General features: G+C 43.3%; 18 protein-coding genes. 5 read left to right on the top strand and 13 right to left on the bottom strand.

Translation table 11 applies throughout. From position 1 onward, the window contains the following. Nucleotides 1–99: 99 nt before the first annotated feature. Nucleotides 100–897 (bottom strand): TIGR00266 family protein, encoded by a 798-nt coding sequence (locus M1E09_RS11915; protein ID WP_456274970.1) that lies wholly within the window; start codon nt 895–897, stop codon nt 100–102. A 285-nt stretch (nt 898–1,182) separates the two neighbouring features. Between M1E09_RS11915 and M1E09_RS11910 the strand changes: the two genes are divergently transcribed. Continuing rightward, nucleotides 1,183–1,377: a small, acid-soluble spore protein, alpha/beta type gene (locus tag M1E09_RS11910; RefSeq protein ID WP_456271094.1), complete on the top strand. Its 195-nt coding sequence runs from the start codon at nt 1,183–1,185 to the stop codon at nt 1,375–1,377. A gap of 35 nt (nt 1,378–1,412) precedes the next feature. Here M1E09_RS11910 and speD read toward each other — a convergent pair whose 3' ends face one another. Further along, entirely contained in the window at nt 1,413–2,225 is an 813-nt protein-coding gene (gene speD, locus M1E09_RS11905) for an adenosylmethionine decarboxylase (protein WP_456271093.1), read from the bottom strand. A 253-nt stretch (nt 2,226–2,478) separates the two neighbouring features. Here speD and M1E09_RS11900 point away from each other — a divergent pair, with 253 nt between their 5' ends. Continuing rightward, nucleotides 2,479–3,609 carry a CAP domain-containing protein gene (locus tag M1E09_RS11900; RefSeq protein WP_456271092.1) on the top strand — a complete coding sequence of 377 codons (1,131 nt, stop codon included), beginning with the start codon at nt 2,479–2,481 and terminating at the stop codon, nt 3,607–3,609. 121 nt (nt 3,610–3,730) lie between these two features. Here M1E09_RS11900 and M1E09_RS11895 read toward each other — a convergent pair whose 3' ends face one another. Continuing rightward, nucleotides 3,731–6,322 (bottom strand): DEAD/DEAH box helicase, encoded by a 2,592-nt coding sequence (locus M1E09_RS11895; RefSeq protein WP_456271091.1) that lies wholly within the window; start codon nt 6,320–6,322, stop codon nt 3,731–3,733. Nucleotides 6,323–6,407: 85 nt separating this feature from the next. Next, nucleotides 6,408–7,220: an Fpg/Nei family DNA glycosylase gene (locus M1E09_RS11890; protein WP_456271090.1), complete on the bottom strand. Its 813-nt coding sequence runs from the start codon at nt 7,218–7,220 to the stop codon at nt 6,408–6,410. 232 nt (nt 7,221–7,452) lie between these two features. Here M1E09_RS11890 and M1E09_RS11885 point away from each other — a divergent pair, with 232 nt between their 5' ends. Next, nucleotides 7,453–7,674: a hypothetical protein gene (locus M1E09_RS11885; RefSeq protein WP_456271089.1), complete on the top strand. Its 222-nt coding sequence runs from the start codon at nt 7,453–7,455 to the stop codon at nt 7,672–7,674. Nucleotides 7,675–7,875: 201 nt separating this feature from the next. Here the strand turns inward: M1E09_RS11885 and M1E09_RS11880 are convergent, their stop codons facing one another. From M1E09_RS11880 to M1E09_RS11860, 5 genes are all read right to left on the bottom strand, one after another. Continuing rightward, entirely contained in the window at nt 7,876–9,753 is a 1,878-nt protein-coding gene (locus M1E09_RS11880; RefSeq protein ID WP_456271088.1) for a PTS fructose transporter subunit IIABC, read from the bottom strand. 2 nt (nt 9,754–9,755) lie between these two features. Further along, complete coding sequence (gene pfkB / locus M1E09_RS11875; RefSeq protein WP_456271087.1) at nt 9,756–10,679, bottom strand: 1-phosphofructokinase; 924 nt, start codon at nt 10,677–10,679, stop codon at nt 9,756–9,758. Continuing rightward, nucleotides 10,676–11,425, bottom strand: coding sequence for a DeoR/GlpR family DNA-binding transcription regulator (locus tag M1E09_RS11870; protein ID WP_456271086.1), 750 nt, complete (start codon nt 11,423–11,425; stop codon nt 10,676–10,678). The genes pfkB and M1E09_RS11870 overlap by 4 nt, the downstream gene beginning before the upstream one ends. 157 nt (nt 11,426–11,582) lie before the next feature. Further along, the gene (locus M1E09_RS11865) at nt 11,583–11,987 is read right to left on the bottom strand and encodes a VOC family protein (RefSeq protein WP_456271085.1); all 405 of its coding nucleotides are present in this window, start codon (nt 11,985–11,987) and stop codon (nt 11,583–11,585) included. Beyond that, complete coding sequence (locus M1E09_RS11860) at nt 11,984–12,598, bottom strand: FMN-binding negative transcriptional regulator (protein ID WP_456271084.1); 615 nt, start codon at nt 12,596–12,598, stop codon at nt 11,984–11,986. Before M1E09_RS11860 ends, M1E09_RS11865 begins: the two co-directional genes overlap by 4 nt. Before the next feature lie 68 nt (nt 12,599–12,666). Between M1E09_RS11860 and M1E09_RS11855 the strand changes: the two genes are divergently transcribed. Next, nucleotides 12,667–13,347, top strand: coding sequence for a serine/threonine protein kinase (locus M1E09_RS11855; protein ID WP_456271083.1), 681 nt, complete (start codon nt 12,667–12,669; stop codon nt 13,345–13,347). Nucleotides 13,348–13,694: 347 nt separating this feature from the next. Here M1E09_RS11855 and M1E09_RS11850 read toward each other — a convergent pair whose 3' ends face one another. From M1E09_RS11850 to M1E09_RS11835, 4 genes are all read right to left on the bottom strand, one after another. Then, nucleotides 13,695–14,294, bottom strand: a complete 600-nt coding sequence (locus M1E09_RS11850; protein ID WP_456271082.1) for a hypothetical protein — start codon at nt 14,292–14,294, stop codon at nt 13,695–13,697. 172 nt (nt 14,295–14,466) lie between these two features. Continuing rightward, complete coding sequence (locus M1E09_RS11845) at nt 14,467–14,892, bottom strand: cell wall hydrolase (protein ID WP_456271081.1); 426 nt, start codon at nt 14,890–14,892, stop codon at nt 14,467–14,469. Nucleotides 14,893–15,020: 128 nt separating this feature from the next. Continuing rightward, a complete protein-coding gene (locus M1E09_RS11840; protein ID WP_456271080.1) occupies nt 15,021–15,941 on the bottom strand; it encodes an MBL fold metallo-hydrolase in 921 nt (306 codons plus the stop codon). Nucleotides 15,942–16,128: 187 nt separating this feature from the next. Next, entirely contained in the window at nt 16,129–16,917 is a 789-nt protein-coding gene (locus M1E09_RS11835; protein ID WP_456271079.1) for a carbon-nitrogen family hydrolase, read from the bottom strand. Nucleotides 16,918–17,021: 104 nt separating this feature from the next. Here M1E09_RS11835 and M1E09_RS11830 point away from each other — a divergent pair, with 104 nt between their 5' ends. After that, complete coding sequence (locus M1E09_RS11830) at nt 17,022–18,206, top strand: aminotransferase class I/II-fold pyridoxal phosphate-dependent enzyme (protein WP_456271078.1); 1,185 nt, start codon at nt 17,022–17,024, stop codon at nt 18,204–18,206. The last annotated feature ends 11 nt before the right edge of the window (nt 18,207–18,217 follow it).

The raw sequence follows: 18,217 nt of genomic DNA, 5'->3' as shown, positions 1-18,217 counted from the left end.
TTGGAGAAGTTCCCCCCTGATTCAGATGAAACACGCTTGAATTCCCGAATTCCCGCTTAAATGAAAAAAAACGGCATCAATAGCCGTTTTTTTTACCTATCAATCATCGCCATTCAATAAATCGCCAAGCCCTCCCAGCAGGCTTCCTTCACCCTTGGAGCGGCCACCGCCTTGAGGTGCGCTTGCAAAGACCCTGTCTGCCAGGCGGCTGAACGGAAGTGACTGCACCCACACTGTTCCAGGCCCTCTTACTGTTGCAAAAAAGAGACCTTCTCCGCCAAAGAAAGCAGATTTAATTTTACCGACGTACTCGATGTTGTATTCAACATCTTTTGTCATCGCAACTAGACAGCCTGTATCCACTCTGAGGGTTTCTCCCGGCTGCAGCTCTTTCCGGTGGATGGTTCCGCCGGCATGAAGAAAGGCAAGCCCATCGCCTTCTAATTTTTGCATGATGAATCCTTCACCGCCGAAAAAGCCTGTTCCCAGCTTTCTTTGGAAATCAATGCCGACAGAGACTCCCTTGGCTGCACAAAGGAAAGAATCTTTTTGGCAAATGACTTTCCCGCCCAATTCGCTTAAATCGACTGAAATGATTTTTCCTGGGTAAGGTGCCGCGAATGAAACATGCTTTTTTCCCATTCCCTGGTTTGTAAATACTGTCATGAACAAGCTTTCACCTGTTAGTACCCGTTTTCCGGCCCCCATCAGCTTTCCGAACAAGCCAGACTTTCCTCCTGAAGAACCGTCCCCAAAAATGGTCTCCATTTCGATGCCGTCTTCCATCATCATCATCGCGCCGGCTTCAGCAATCACACTTTCATTAGGATCAAGCTCGACTTCGACAAACTGCATATCGTCTCCGTACAATTGGTATTCGATTTCATGTGAATTCACTTTCATTTCCCCCTTTAACAATGCTAATCTTTTTAATTCTGCTTTTATCAGCTCTATTCCTGCTAGCTTCATTAGTTTGGCTGCTATAATGAGGAATTATTTTGTATTGTTGGTTTTTTGAAATTTTTCTTATTAGTATACCGTTTAAGGAACACCAACCGGTTCTTAAAATAGTAATAATTGGCGAGTGGAATGTTGAAGGTGAGCTAATGGAATTGTCCTTACTAGGAAAGATTAAGACTGAGCAGGCTTCCTGCTCAATCCTTCAACGGGAGTGATGTGACCATGGCAAGAAACAAACTTGTGGTACCTGGATCAGAAAACGTCCTGAACCAGATGAAAGAAGAAATCGCCAATGAGTTTGGAGTAACACTTGGAGCGGATACAACCGCACGCGCCAATGGATCGGTCGGAGGGGAAATGACAAAACGGCTTGTTGCCCTTGCGGAGAAGTCATTGGCTGAAGGACAGAACCAGTAACAACAAGAAAAGCACCCTTAAAAAGGTGCTTTTCTTCAATCTCTTGTCATATTTTTACCGTAGAAAATCTCATCCATTTCCATCTTCAGCTTGCTTGTAATGTCCTCTGCTTCTTCTTTATCCAGCTTGTCTTTCGTATATCCGAACAAGTAATTGTTCAAGTCGAATTCTTTCAATTTACATTTCGTATGGAATATATTTTGCGGGTATACATTGACATCGATCATGTCATACTCGTCTTTAATCTCTTCCGGAATATAGTTTTGGATGGAATTGATGTCGTGATCGATAAACAGTTTGTGTCCATTGATATCTCTAGTGAACCCCCTGACCCTGTAATCCATCGTCATGATATCTGTGTCGAACGAATGAATAAGGTAATTCAACGCTTTCAGCGGGGAAATTTCGCCGCAGGTTGAAACATCGATATCTGCCCTGAAGGTACTGATCCCTTCATGCGGATGGTATTCCGGATAGGTATGGACCGTGATGTGGCTTTTATCCAGCTGCATGGTTACAGCAGACGGAAGCGGTCCGGGCGATTCATCAAAGTGTTCATTCGGTACTTCGACAATAGGCCCCTCAGAGACAAGGATAGTGACCGAAGCCCCTTGTGGAACATAATCCTGTTTCGCTACATTCAAGACATGCGCACCAATAATATCCGACACGTGATGGAGGATTTTTGACAGCCTGTCTGCATTATATTGTTCATCAATATACTCAATATACGCCTCGCGTTCTTCTCTGGTTTTCGTATAGCAGATGTCATACATGTTAAAGCTTAATGATTTCGTCAGGTTATTGAATTCATGAAGTTGAATTCTCTCTTCGTGTGACATTTTCATCTTACCATTCCCCTTCTATGTAGATTACAGAAACGGATCGTTTCATTTCAATGTTAATTTTATGATACCCTGTCTAGCTGATAATAAAACGGTAATCCTTTATATCTAATCCCCTGCTGGCTTTTAAGGCTGGAATTCAGCTTTTATTCACTTATTGGGTATCGTTCGCAAAAAAAATCCTCTGCCGGGCTGTCCAGGAGTTTTTGAACCTGAAGAAATCGGGTAGAATGGAAGTAGGATTGGAGCGTGAACAATGAGACGACTACTTTTATTGGTGCTGATCGTCCTGGTCGCATTTAATACAAAGCCTTATTGGGAGGAGTATATTGATTCTTCCCTTATAAATGACACCATTGCAAAAATAGATGAATTTAAAGATAAACCTGAAGTTCAGAATGCTTTGACCACTATTAATGATAAAATCAGTTCCATCATATTTGGGCTGGAGGATACCATTGAAGAAGCAAAGAATCCCGAGGATACAACCGAAGCTGTAGAAGTCAGTAAACCACAGCTCTCTGCACCGGAAGACCAAGTATTTTCAATCCATAACATCGAAATCGGAGATGATGAAGAGGTTGTTGAGCAGGCAGCAGGAAGCCCTGTTCGATCTTCTTTTAATGAATATGGTGTAGAATGGAAAACCTATCATCAGGATTACCGGAACTTTTTGATGGTGGCCTATGATGAAAACAATAAAGTCAGCGGTTTATATACTAATCAGGATCTTATCTCTTCTGCCGGGAATGTGGGCTTGAACAGCTCTAAGGAAGAAATACACAGCCTCTTAGGTGAGCCGATTACAAAGCTGAGAAAAGGACTGGTCTATTATCAGCTGCAAAATGATGGAGAGTATGAAATCTATCATCTTGATAACAGCTATGTGACTGTTTTTTATGACAAGCATGAAAATAACACGGTTACAGGGATGCAAATCATTGATGAAAGCCTTGAACATGACAAAAAAGATATTTATTCGGAAGGCACATCTCAATTAAAGGAAGGCTTTGAATATCAGTTGTTTGACTTGACAAATGCTGCCAGAGTCAATCATGACTTGTCAATATTGACCTGGGATGACCATGTAAGGACGACAGCTCGTGATCATAGTCTAGATATGGCTGAGAACAACTACTTTAACCATACAAACCTCGCCGGGCAATCGCCTTTTGACCGTATGGAGGAAGACGATGTGGCCTTTACAGTCGCGGGTGAAAACCTTGCCTATGGGCAGTTTAGTTCGATTTTTGCCCATGAGGGGCTTATGAATTCAATGGGCCATAGAAAAAACATTTTAAAGGAAGAATATGAATTTCTGGGTGTTGGAGTGGCTTTCAACGAAGACTCACAGCCTTATTATACAGAGAATTTTTATAGAGATTAATTGAGCCATGCTTTCTTGTAAAGTGTGGTTTTTTCTTTTTCTAAAGCGAAGTTAGTTCTTTTTCAAAAAATGCAGAAAAACCCGCTCCCTAAAGGAAGCGGAAATATCTAACTTACTTAGCTTAAGGTCTGCCGTTGCCACTTCGGCCGCCCCTGCCCCGTTTCCTAACACGGGAGTAGTGGCAGCTGTCACATATTGGGAAACTAAAACCAGTCGGCAGTCTTTTTCCGCACCGTTTGCATTTTTGCGTCATGGTCGATACTTCGGTATCCAGGCTTTCATGAACACCATCTGCAATGTCCTCTCTTAACCGCTCCCAGTATATGGCCTCCGTCCCTCTTCCCAGCCGGTAAAGAAACAATAAATGCAGTCCAACCGCTTTATATGCGACTTCCTGCTGTTCGAGATTTTTTCGTTTCAGTTTTGGCTCAGGCAGCTCGCTGTTGCTGATCAGAGCATCCATCGTCTCCAGCCATTGTGAAGTCAATTCCGGTTCTTTTTTGGAAAACGGCAGATGTAAAAATCCGTAAAGGTCCATCATGGACAATCTTCCTTCAATCTCTGTGCCTCTGACAAGCTCATATAATTCTCGTTCTTCATACAGGGATGCTTTCTGGGTACCGAATGGACTTTCAAATTTTCCCCAGAGCTCGAAGAAATGCCCCAAGTCATGATAGTACTTTTGAAACCGCTCAAAAACAGAATTGGTCGGTGCGATTGCAAAGGATTGGACAGGCTCATCTTCTTGTTCGAGGAGTTTGGCCATCTTTTTAATATCCTTCGTAAAAGCTACCTTTCCGACGTCGTAAATCCCCTTCCGGCCTGCACGTCCTGCAATCTGCTTTACCTCTTGAGAAGTAAGGGTTCTTCTCCTGGTGCCATCAAATTTATCATTTTCAAGAAATACAATCCGGCGTATCGGAAGGTTCAGCCCCATTCCAATTGCATCTGTGGCGACAATTACCCTTGTTTCACCTTTGATGAATCGCTGCATCTGTTTCTTCCTGGTTTCCGGTGGCATGCTTCCATAAATCATGCTGACAGAATGTCCGTTATTTTGCAGCTTGGAAGCTGTTTCAAGCACTCTTCTCCTGGAGAAACAGACAATGGCATCTCCCCGTTTTGCGTGTTTCAGTGAAAACTCGCGAGGTTCTACCTCAAGGGGAATATCGCGGGTATATTCATGGACTTCTATATCGCAGTCTTCAAGCAGCCCAAGAAGCATCGGTTTGACATTCCGGCTCCCTATGATGTGAACTTCTCTTGCCCGGGCTTTAGTAATTGCTTTGTACCACGAAAAACCCCGGTCCTTGTCTGCCATCATCTGAGATTCATCAATGACGACAACATCAAATTCATCTTTTTCGTAAAACATTTCCACGGTACTTGAGACATGTCGGGCTCCCGGGACGGTTTTTTCTTCTTCACCCGTTTTAAGATCGCATGGAACGCCATCATTATTAAGTCGGTCAAAGACTTCCAATGCCAGCAATCTTAATGGGGCGAGGTATAGACCGCTGTCAGCCTTTTTCATGCTCTCAAGGGCATGATGCGTCTTTCCGGTATTCGTTTCGCCTATGTGAAGGATGTAGCGTGTGATGCCGCCTAATGAAACGCTGTATTCTCTCCCGAAAATGTCGTTCATCATCCGGTCTTCTTCTTGTCTTTTTCGTTCTAGTTCGGCCAGTTCGGCAGCTTTTCTTTCTTCCCGCTGTTTCAAGTCTGATTCGTAAATAGTTGCATGAAGTTGTTCATCATATGGAATCTCTGCAAGCTTTAGCAGATCATCAACATACTCCTCTTGGAGGTGATCCATATAAACAAGAGACTGATCAATCAATTCATGCTGTATCCATTTTCGAATATCGTCAGAAGTCATTTCATCCTCAAATGCTTCTTTGAAAGCAGCATGCTGCTCTTCTGAAATCTGGCTGAGGAAGGTTTTAGGAAACGTTTTAAGTGCAAAATTGGAAACGAATTCTTCGTAAACATAGTAATAGGTTTCATATTCCCAATAACTTCTTCCTCTGTGGAGAGTTCGGTGAATCAGGCCATTCAGTTCCTGGAAGAATTCTGAAAGCGTACGATAATCTTCAGGGTTAAAAGGTCCGAGTTCTTCTAATTGTTCTTCCAGCATGAACGTATCGACATGGCGGTAGCAGACTTTTTCCTTTAAATCACTGGCAAGTTTTTGAGCAACGGCAAACCGTACTGGAATATACAGTTGTTGTTTCCGTTCCTGAAAGTGTCTTGCCAGGTCCTTTGTAATTTCACTTGTAACCTCTTTTTGTTTCGCTTCAATTTTCTCTTGAGCCAACCTGAGCAAATAGCCTTCCCTTGCTGCCTCATAGCGTTCTTCCCACTGCCCTGGTTTATATTCAGCCAATTCTTTCAACCATGGAATTACATTAAAAGGTTTGTAAGATCTCATTTCATTGCGGAAAACCTTATTGATGAGTTTCTTATCTACCCCCTCAACTTCATAATCCCTGTCCCGCAGAAAAGCTTTTTTTTCACTTCTGCTGATAAAATTGGTCACCTTATTCAACCATACATTTATCCAAAGTTGTTCAATGTAATGAATTCTTTCATTTAAATAGTCTTCAAATGTTGGAATGGATTCTTTTGTTTCCATGAAACGGTAGATATCTTCTTTGATTTTCCGTTTTGTATCCAGGATGGATTCTTCATGAAGTTCATTCAGTTTTTCCAATTTGTATCACCTTTTCTTTTACTGCATTTAAATGAGTGGTAACTAATATGGTTCGCATCTTCAAGGCTGACATAATCAATCCTTCTTATTTCTGGCAGTTCTCACAGTAGAATGTTTTCCTTGAAGAGATTTCATCTTTGATAACAACACTGCCGCAGCGGAAACATGCTTCTCCTTCACGGTCATATACACGGCATTTGGAAGTATACCCGCCAGTCAATGAGTCTCCCGAGTATAAAGGTTCCTCCATGTAACCCCCGCTCTCTACGGCATTATTTAAAATGAATTGCATCGAAAGGAATAGTTGGCGGGATTCGTGGCCGGTCAATTCGTTGCATTTTCTTTCAGGGTGTAATCCTGCATAAAAGCATATTTCATCTGAATAGCAGTTGCCGATTCCTGATAGGAAGCTTTGATTCAACAGGGTCGTTTTCAGCCTGCCCCGTCTTTTGGCTGTGAGAGTAAGAAACTGTTGTTCGTTAAAATTCGGAGACAGCGGTTCGGGTCCAAGGTCTTCAAACTCTTTCTCGGCATGTGCCTTTCCTTTATACAAATGTAAATACCCTAACCTCAATCCGATAAAATATAAATGTTGATTTCCAAATGATAATCGTATTTGGATGGTCCTGTCGGGTTTTTCTTCTTCAGTTCCGAAAAACATCCAGCCTCCGAGCATCAAATGCAATACTAATACTACATCATTTTCCAGATGAAACAGCAAATGCTTTGCTCGTCTTGTTATATTTTTTATTGTTTGCCCTTGGACCAATCCAGAAAACTGAGCAACGGGCAGATTGATCGATTTTCCCCTTCCTACTTCAACTTCTGAAATCCTCTTATTCTGAATGAGCTCCAGCAGCAGTTTTTTGTAATTTTCCATCTCCGGCAATTCAGGCATGATTTCCCTCCTCATTCCTTGTTTTTCTTAGCTTTTCCGAACAATGTTAAAAAACAAGTCCCATTATTGGGAAAACCTGTTCTTTGTTTAACACTTTAAAGCGCTAAGAGGGACTGTCCCTCTTAGCGCTTTAAAGTAGTGAAGTGCGGGGCGAGCCTCTTTTTGCCGCAAGGAGAAACGAAACCAATTATTTTCCATATTATATTGCGAACATATATTTAGGAGGTTGCTTATGTATAGAGATGGATTCGCAGTTCATGAACAGGATGAAAGACTATTGTTTCCTTTGCTGGCTTTAGGTACGGCTGCTGGTTTTGGCGGTTTTGGGTACGGTTATGGATACGGCCGCCCAGGTTGGGGTTATGGCCGTCCGGGCTGGGGTTATGGCAGACCTGGCTATGGATACGGATTTGGCCGTCCAGTCTGGGGTTATGGCCGCCCGGGTTGGAGATAAGCATCGTTTGAAGCACTGAATGCCTGCAGAAAGCTAAATGACTTATTTCATAAACGAAGACCTGTTCAGCACTTGAACAGGTCTTCGTTTTAATATTAAGCGCTAATCTGTTCATCGATTTTAAGAAAAAGCGATGTAATGAATGAACAAAACCTTGATCAAAAAAGTGAAGATCAGCCTAGCTGACCTTCACTTTTTACATTATTGCTTAATAGGTTTTTTCAGGAATCCAACCATTAATGCTGTTACTACTGAACCGATTAATACGGCCAGAAGATAAAGTAATGGATTTCCGTTTACGATTGGGAAGACAAAGAGTCCGCCGTGTGGTGCAGGAAGGCCGATTCCGAATGCCATTGCAAGGCCGCCAGCTACTGCTGAGCCGACAATCGCCGAAGGAATTACGCGTCCGGGATCTGCTGCCGCAAATGGAATGGCACCTTCTGTAATGAAGGATGCACCCATGAAGTAGCAAGTGATTCCCGCTTTTCTTTCTTGAGCAGTGAATTTGCTCTTGAAGAAAGTAGTAGCAAGCGCCAATCCTAACGGAGGTGCCATACCTCCAGCCATTACAGCTGCATGAGGTCCGAAGTTTCCTGCATCGATCATCGCGATACCGAATGTGAAGGCTGCCTTATTGATCGGGCCACCCAAGTCTACCGCCATCATACCGCCGAGGAGAAGACCCAGCAGAACAAGGTTGGTCGTTCCCATACCGCCAAGCCACTCTTGTAACTGTTCGTTAAGGAAAGCTACTGGTTCATTAACAACAAACAACATGATGAGGCCAGTGATTAAAATACCGAAAATAGGATAAAGCAATACAGGTTTTAACCCTTCCATCCAATCAGGAAGCTTGGCAAAAGCTTTCTTTAAAAGAAGAACAATATAACCTGCAAGGAATCCGGCAATCAGTCCGCCAAGGAATCCGCCGCCTCCGGAAGCTGCAAGGAAACCGCCGACCATACCTGCAGCAAAACCAGGTCTGTCAGCAATACTCATCGCAATGAATGCTGCAAGAACCGGGATCATCAGGCCAAAAGCACCTGAACCGCCACCGATTGTCATCAATGCTTCTGCAATTGGGTGATACGTTTCGTGAGTAGGATCGAATGCTTCAATTCCAAACATGAAAGAAATTGCAATTAAGATACCGCCGCCGACAACAAATGGAAGCATGTTAGAAACACCGTTCATTAAGTGCTTATAGAAACCGCTGCGTGTTTCTTTTGCTTCTCCTGTTTCTTCGGACGCTTTTCCGCTGCCTTCGTAAACAGGTGCGTCACCATTGACCGCCCTGTCCAACAGGCTTTCAGGGTTTCGGATTCCTTCAGCTACGGGAACCTGAATGACTCTCTTCCCTTTGAAGCGTTCCATTTCGACTTTCGTATCAGCTGCTACGATGATCGCCACAGCATTTTCGATTTCTTCTTTTGTTAATTGGTTTTTCGCTCCACTGGAACCGTTGGTTTCAACCTTAATATCAATATTCTTTTCTTTCGCTTTGGCTTTAAGGGAATCAGCCGCCATATACGTATGGGCAATCCCTGTAGGGCATGCTGTAACAGCTAACACTTTTCCTGTAATTCCAGGTGTGCTTTCAGGTTCTGCCTCTTCCAGTACTTCCTTTTCTTTTTCATCAATTAAATTCAGAACTTCTTCTTCAGTTGCTGCACTCAACAATTTCTTTCTGAAAGCATCATCCATCAATAGAGATGATAGGCGTGATAATGTTTCAAGATGGGCGTTGTTTGCTCCTTCAGAAGCTGCGATCATGAAGAATAGATGGCTGTTTTGGCCGTCTAGTGCTTCGTAATCAATCCCATCCGTTGAGCGTCCAAAAGCGATCGCGGGAGTCTTGACTGCCGCTGTTTTGGCATGGGGGATGGCGATCCCTTCACCAATTCCTGTCGTGCTTTGCTCTTCTCTTGCTAAAATCGCTTTCTTAAAAAGGTGTCGATCGTTCAATTTGCCCGCATCATCAAGCTTTGATGTAAGTTCATCGATGACAGCTCCTTTTGAAGCTGCTTTCAAATTGAGGATGATTGTATCTTTTTTTAATAATTCTGTAATCCTCATGTTCAGTCCCTCCCCGTAATAGGCTCTATCTCTATTTGGTCTAACAGTTTTTCAATGGTTTCTTTTGTACAGAAGCCTGAAGAATAAGCAGTCGCACTTCCAGCCGCAGCTCCGTAACGGAAACTATTGAGCGGGTCTCCCGTTTGCTGATAGGCTGCAAGGAAACCGGCTACTACCGAATCCCCGGCTCCTACAGAATTGACAAGCTCTCCTTGTGGAACAGGTGCAAACCGTGCTGTATTGGCTGAGAAAAGCATTGTTCCATTGCCGCCCATTGATACGATAACGTTTTCGGCACCCATCTCTACAAGCTTCTGACCATAAGGGACAGCCTCTTCTTTCGTAGTGATGGATACATCAAACAATTCACCCAGCTCGTGATGATTCGGTTTAATCAGGAAAGGCTTGTATTTTAACACGTCCAACAGTTTTTCTTTCGTTGTATCTACAACGATTTTGACTCCCTTGCTCTGTACTTGCCCAATTGCCTGTTCGTAAAAGCTGGAAGACATAGCAGCAGGAATGCTTCCTGCCAGGACAAGGACGTCACCTTTAGTTAACCGGTCAAGCTGTGCTATTAAACCGGACAATGCTTCTTCTGTTATTTCCGGGCCGATGCCATTGATCTCTGTTTCCTCTGGACCGCGGAGTTTAATGTTGATGCGGGTATCGCCGTTCACCTTGATAAAGTCTGTATTGATGCTTTCTTTTTGTAATTCATCAAGGATATACTGGCCGGTAAATCCTCCTAAAAATCCTAATGCCGTATTATCGATTCCCAATGAAGTCAGGACCCGTGATACGTTTATGCCTTTTCCCCCTGGAGCCTTGGATTCCTGCTCCATTCGGTTTGTTTCCCCCATGGCTAATTCTTCTACAGTGACGAAATAGTCAATGGAGGGGTTCAGTGTCAGTGTGTAAATCATGTTGTCACAACCTTTAGTGAAGTTCGCTGCTCATATAGGTGAATGGTTTCGCTGGTCTTATTGGTGACAAGCGTGGCTTCCTCTATGTCAGCAATTTTGCTGAAAGATACTTCTCCGATTTTTGAGTGATCGGCAAGAATGAATCCTTCTTGAGAAAGTTCTAAAGCTGTCTGCTTGATCAGCGCTTCCTCAGGATCCGGTGTGGTGTAGCCATAGTCAAGATCCACACCGTTTGTTCCTATAAAGCACTTGTCAAAACGGTAGGTTTTCAAAGTTACGTAAGCCGCTCTCCCGATTAATGCCCGGGTAGATCCTTTGACGGCACCGCCCAACAGGTATGTGGTGATGCCTTTTTCAAGCAGTGGTTCGATGAGCGTAATTCCATTGGTCACAACAGTTAAGTCCTTCTGATCAAGAAAAGAAATCATTTGTTGTGTGGTTGTTCCGGCGTCAAGGAAAATGGAATCTCCATCCTCGATGAACGAAGCCGCCGCTTTAGCGATTGAAATTTTATCATGAAGGTTTTTGAATGATTTCTCTGTCATGCTTGGCTCACTTCTTTTTCCTTGCAGCAAGGAAGCTCCGCCATGCACCCTTTTTAATTTTTTTTCATCTTCTAATTGAATTAGATCTCGTCTAATAGTCGATTCTGATGCGTTTGTTTCTTCAATTAATTCCTGCAGCTTAACGACCCCTTTTTCTTTTACTAAAGACAGGATGATCTGCTGGCGTTCTGGAGTAAGCATGTTAATCCTCCAATTCAATATGAATTACCTTCATTATAAAGTAAGCCTTTTCATTTTTCAATCATAAAAATTCATTTTCTTTCAAAAACGTTCAATGGGTTGTTTTTTCTGACTTTTGTCAATGTAGAGTTAAAGATAAACAAAGAGAGCTGGTGTATTACCAGCTCTCTTTACTGCCTCCCAAAACTTCATCTATTTTCAGGTCTCTCTCTTCTTCATTCAAATATTCGAAAAATCCAATCTGATTGCCCCAGGGGTCTTGGAATGTTGCCCATTTTACAGGGACCTCTTCCCTGCTGTTAATTTCAAAGGATACCATTTGGAACTCTTTCAAAAGCCGCTTGCGTTCCTCTTCTATATTGTAAACCCCTAAGCGGATCGGTCCGCTTCCCTGTGAGGGTTTTCCTCTTGATACCTGAATCCAGCATCCCGGGAGGATTTTCCACTCAGCAAAATTTTCATGCGGGGCAAAGTCAGGCTCCTTGTTTAAAAGCGTTTTATACCAATGAACGGCCTGGGAGAATTCCTCTACTCTTACTTGATAGGTCATCTCAAAGATCAATTCTCCCCCTCCTCTTCCATCAAATCAGCGATTATGTCTGAATCATACATTTTTTGCTCTCTGAGGTTTTTGATGACTTCCTCTTTATTCTCTTTGCTTTTATTCTGGTTCAGCTTCCACTTTCCTTCTATTCTCTCAATGTTAATCTTAAATCCGATGATGCCGTTCAAAAGCCGGTTAACCGTCTCCTGTTCTTGATCAAGTGTCCAAGGGGTGGGTAATTCTTTTTCATAGAAGTTCACTGATTCTTTTAAAATCGATAGTAATTCAGCTTGCTTTGTAATAATTTCAACCGTACCATGTACATGTACCGCCACATAGTTCCATGTAGGAACATTCTTTCTATCCTTATACCAGGATGCCGAAATGTAAGAATGAGGTCCGGAAAAGACGACCAGCACCTGCTTTCCGTCCATGGTTTTCCATTGAGAATTTGCTTTGGCGATATGGCCGATTAATTCCGGTTTCTTCTTGTCTGAGAGGATAAAAGGTAAGTGTGTAGCCTGAGGTTGGCCGCTGTCTTGAGAAAACAATATGCCAAAACTGTTTTCTTCAATAAATTGCAGTAGCTGCTTCTCATCTTCGACTTTAAATTCTTTTGGGATAAACATCTTTTTCCTCATTTCATTTGTTTTCTTATACTATACTATAAGAATAAGAGAAAATAGGAGTGAAAACTATGAAGGAAGAGTGGCAGGCGGTAATACCCCTATTAAGCAAACTGCAAATTAAAGCTAGTCCCAATAATGAGCCTGTCTCAATAGATGGAAATACAGAGGGCCTCCTTTTAATCGGGACAGGTACCGATGCAGCAGTGTTTCGCTCTAAGCTGGTTCCTGATCTTGCTTTTAAAGTCTATGCAGAAGAGAAAGTGTTCAAGAAGGCCATTGAGGAACAGGTCTATAACCGTATCGGGGATTATCCCTCTTTTTCGAGGAAATGTGGAAGCGGCGATAATTTTCTTGTCTTAAGTTATGAAGAAGGTGTAACTCTTTATGACTGCCTCCTTCAGGGTGTCAGCATTCCACCCTCTGTGATCCACGAAGTAGAAGCTGCCCGTGACTATATCCGCAGTCTTGGCCTCAACCCGAGAGATATACATTTAAAAAATATCATGCTGCAAAATGGCCGGGTGAAAATCATTGATGTGTCAGAGTATGTCCAGCCTGGAAATGATCAGCGGTGGGAGTACTTGAAGAAAGGGTATGAACAATATTACAGGTTCATTGATGGAAGGCCGCTCCCTTCCTGGTTGATGGAAACAGTCCGGACATGGTTTAACCAGACAAACGGTCCCCATTTTACGTTTGAAGAGTTCATGAAGAAGGTCATATCATTAACCTTGCGATGGAAAATATAGAGGCTGGGACATAAGTTGAAAACCAATTGATTTATGCAGAAATTTTCGAAAATAAAACCGCATGAGGTCAAGGATATATACTATTGACTTCTTGCGGTTCATTCATGTTATTATGCTCTTATCTTAAAAATGTTACTTATAAGGTTATTTACCGCTGCTCCCTGAACGTAGGGGGATTGGAGCGGAAGGTGCGCGACCTCCTGCGGGACTAGCGGGACAGGTGAGACCCCGCAGGCAAAGCCGAGGAGGCTCACCGCCCGCCCCGCGGAGTCGTGCACCTGGAGCGGAAATCCATTCTTTTTACTCAGACACATTCATTGCGAAAACAGGTTTTGTCCCAGCCTTTTCTATAATTTAGCTGCTTCCAATTCTTTTACCACTTCAAATAAGAAGTGATAAATCAGCTGCAATGTTCTGGCGAGTGATTCATTCTCATTGAATCCTTCCAGCTTATCAAGTGAAAAATTCAGATCAAAAAGTCCATCTTTATCATTCCACATAAGCTGAATATTTTCTTCTCCACCGTTCAGCTTGGCTGCCAGCAGCGATTTGAATTCATTACCAGTCTTTTTCTGCTGCTTGATTCCCGTAAGGACGCTATAATGCCCAAAAACATCATCCACTTCAAGGGTAAGTCCGTCCACTCTAATGAGATCAAACCACTTGCTGTCCACATATAAAAATTCGTTTGGGTGTTGTTTTACAAAATTGACGGGCGTCTGTAAAAACTGTGGTGTTTCTTCTGTTTTTATTAATTCTTCTGTTTCTTTATCCACTCTCTCGATTAAGGCATCGTGAAACCTGACCGTATCGTCTAATGGCTCAATGGCACTGCCCTCTGGCAGCAAACCATTCTCCTCAGCAAACACCCTTTCGTCAGAGAACAACTCAATTTTGTTTTCTTTCATCTCTTCTTCTATGTAGGTCTTTATTGTTTTTATCAGCATCTCTTTCCTCCTGTTCACTCTGTCTGTATTAGTTATATCATAACCTGTCGATTTTTTTGTAAACTTTGCTGGTGAAAAACAAATTATTTATTTAGTGTCCAATCGAAAAAGGGAAGGTGCATGGTTGGCACCTTCCCTTTTCAGCGTCAGATTTGTATCAAGTTGAACAGAATCAAAAATACACTTGTGGACAGTCTTCGCGGCTTGGTGCAAAAAAGCAGTGTGATTTGAACCTGCCGACATTGCGCTGGTCATACCAGGTCGGCGGACAGTCCCCTTCCGGCCTGTAGAACCACAAGGCATAGGAAGCTGGATGATACTTCCACCCTTTAATAACCTGCCTTGCCAACCCTATATCCTTCTCTCTTGCACGCTGATAAAAATATCCTTTCACAGTCGCTTCAAATCCGCCCGGTCTTTGATACACCATATCATTGAGGTTTCGTAATTCCTTGAAATCAAGGCAGTTTGAAATGACCCGGTTCACTCCGACGTTCCCAACTGTCAGCATACCCAGACGTCCATCACCTTCCGCTTCTGCCCTCATCAATCTTGCCAAAAGTTTCACGTGTGCTTCCGGGGCTTTAAGTACAGCCATAGTGATGCATACCTCCTTTTGTCAATCCTAATAATCATATATATTCAAAAGGGGCAAAATAGTGGCGGATTAATTTTTCTGGGAAACTCAACTTTACCTTTCAGTACTCAAATATTTTATACTATCGGTCACATCCACAATGTTTCTCCAAGGTTGAAGACCTTTAATTTTCCGGCTTCCAGTTCTCTTCTTTCCCATTCAGCATATAGTCGCTCCAATGCCTCATCCCCAGTATCATCGGCAAGGCGGTATGCACCATAATGCATGGGAATGAAGAGTTTCCCTTCCATCTCTGTGAAGGCTTTGACGGCATCCTCCGGATTGATGTGGCTGTCTTTCATAAACCATTCAGGTTCATAGGCGCCGATGGGCATTAAAATTATTTCAGGTGACAATCTTGCGGCTGTCTCCCTGAATCCTCTGAAATATCCTGTGTCTCCTGCGAAATAAATCGGTTTACTGCCTTCAGCCCGGAATACCCATCCACCCCAATGTGAGGTATTGGTATCGGTCAGGGTGCGTTTTGTCCAATGCTGAGCCGGGACAAAATCGATTTTCAGCGCCCCTTCATTAAAGGTATCCCACCAGTTCGCTTCTTTCACCTTTTGGTAACCTCTTCTGGTAAAGGCAGACCGAAGTCCTTCCGGAACATAAAATACCGGGTTGCCCCTCAGTCTTTTAATAGAAGCAAAGTCTAAGTGATCGTAATGTCCATGAGAGATCACGACAATGTCAACTTCAGGGATATCTGTTAACGTCAATCCCGGTTCGGTCAGCCTCTTGCCCACCCCCATCCTCTTCGCCCATACAGGGTCTGTCAGGATATTCATGCCGTTCAGTTGGATCAGGAATGTTGAATGGCCGATCCAGGTGATGGTTTGCTCTTCCCTGTTGTTTTGCAGTTTCTTGATGTCTTTTACAGAGTTATGAGGGATTTGAGTCGTTAAATCCTTTACTTTGCTGCGTCTTTCCTTGAACCACTTCATTAAATCAGTTAATGATTTTTGGTTGCTTATATTGTCCAGATTCTCGTAACGTTTTTTGGCCATAGAATTCCCTCGTTTTTTTCTTTCATTATACCCGAGCTTACTGTTGCTGTAATTATATTGGCTTGACAAAAACAAGAGGGTGTGTGACTTCATATTATCCTTTGAAGTGGTTATCAGAAGTACCGGACCACGCATGACAAGAATATCTGGAAAAAGAAATAATTATGAGATTGGGGTCATAAACAACTTAATATAGTTCCGGACGGCGATCCTGAAAAATCGGTATCTGCTTTCTTACTTCTTTTACTTTTGTTAAATCGATGTCAGCGGTTATCACTTCTCTGCCTTCTCCGGCTTCTGCAAGTATTTCACCCCATGGGGAGATGATCATCGAATGGCCGGCAAATTCATTGTTCGGATCACTGCCGCACCTGTTACAGGCAACAATATAACATTGATTTTCAATGGCACGGGCCAACAGAAGGGTTCGCCAGTGATTCACCCTTGCCAGCGGCCATTCAGCGACAACGTACAGGACTTCTGCCCCTCCGGCCGTGTGGGTTCTCATCCATTCCGGAAAGCGGATGTCATAGCAAATAAAAGCGGCTGAAGGCACCCCCTCAATGGTGACAGCCCCGCTGCTGCTGCCGGCAGAAAGGTAATGATGCTCATCCATCAGCTTAAACAGATGGACCTTGCTGTATTCGCCGAGAAGCTCTCCGCTCCTTGCAAAAGAATACAGGGTATTGGTCACGGACCCGCCGCTTTTCTTGGCTACAGAACCTCCGACAATATTGGTACTGTATTTTTTAGCAAGGTTGGAAAGGAATTCTTTTGATTTCGTCCCTTCTTTGTCAGATATTTCATCAAGCCTTGTTAGATCATATCCGGTCGTCCATAATTCTGGAAGCACGACTACATCAAGATCTTTTTCTCTCTGAAACAAGTTGTGGAATTCTTCTTTCACCGTTTGTCTGTTCTTTTCCGGATCACCAAACTCGATATCAATCTGCATGCATGCTATCCTTAAAGCCATATAACCACACTCCTCGCAATATTCAAAAAATTAGCTGTACTTTTTCCCTTAACCATATAACATAAGCTACTAGAATTTCAAGAATCTTTCAAAAGGAGCGTCTTATGAAAAATTTCAAACCTTCCAAAACATTAGAAAACCTTCCTCAGCAGTTTTTCGCTAAACTGGTCAAAGACGTAAGTAAAGTCACTTCTGAGGGGCATCATGTTATCAACCTTGCGCAAGGTAACCCTGATCGGCCTACGCCGGATCATATCGTCCGGTCGGCACAGCAGGCTGTAACCAATCCCCTTTATCATAAATATCCCCCTTTTCGCGGCTATTCGTTCTTGAAAGAAGCAGCAGCTGATTTTTATAAGCGGGAATATGGAGTGGATATTGATCCTCAATCTGAAGTGGCTGTCCTATTCGGCGGTAAAGCAGGACTGGTGGAAGTGAGCCAGTGCCTTCTGGATGAAGGGGATATTGCACTGGTGCCTGATCCCGGTTATCCGGATTATTGGTCGGGAATATCGCTTGCACGTGCAAAAATGGCACCGATGCCCCTTCTTGAGGAAAACAATTTCCTCCCTGATTACACCAGGCTCGAAGCTGAAAAGTTACAAAAGGCAAAATTAATGTTCTTGAATTATCCAAATAATCCGACTGGAGCGGTTGCTACTTCTGAATTTTTTTCAAAGACTGTCGAATTGGCAAAAGAGAATGACATTTGTGTGGTCCATGATCTTGCCTACGGCGCTATCAGATTCGATAACCATAAACCACTGAGCTTTATGCAAACACCGGGTGCAAAAGATATCGGGATTGAAATCTATACCCTCTCAAAAACGTACAACATGGCAGGCTGGAGAGTCGGTTTCGCGGTGGGCAACCCCAGCGTCATTGCTGCACTGAATCTATTGCAGGACCACTTGCATGTGAGCCTTTTTGGCGGTGTACAGGAAGCGGCTGCGACTGCATTGACCCACTCGCAAAAATGCGTCGAAGAACTTACAGCCCTATATCAATCGAGACGGAACTTTCTATTCGACCGTCTAAAAGAAATCGGCTGGAATGTAGAGCCGCCAAAAGGATCTTTCTTCTCATGGCTGCCAGTTCCGGAAGGATATACTTCAGAGAGCTTCTTTAAGAAATTGCTTGAAGAAGCACATGTAGCGGTAGCGCCCGGAATCGGTTTCGGAGAACATGGCGAGGGCTTTGTCAGAGTCGGACTCCTCCAGGATGAAGAAGTATTGGCAGAGGCAGTACAGAGGATTGGAAAGCTGAACCTTTTTGAACTTTCGAATTAACCGGTATGGAC

Source organism: Bacillus sp. AK031, assembly GCF_053903065.1.
This window is presented reverse-complemented; position numbering and strand designations above follow the sequence as displayed.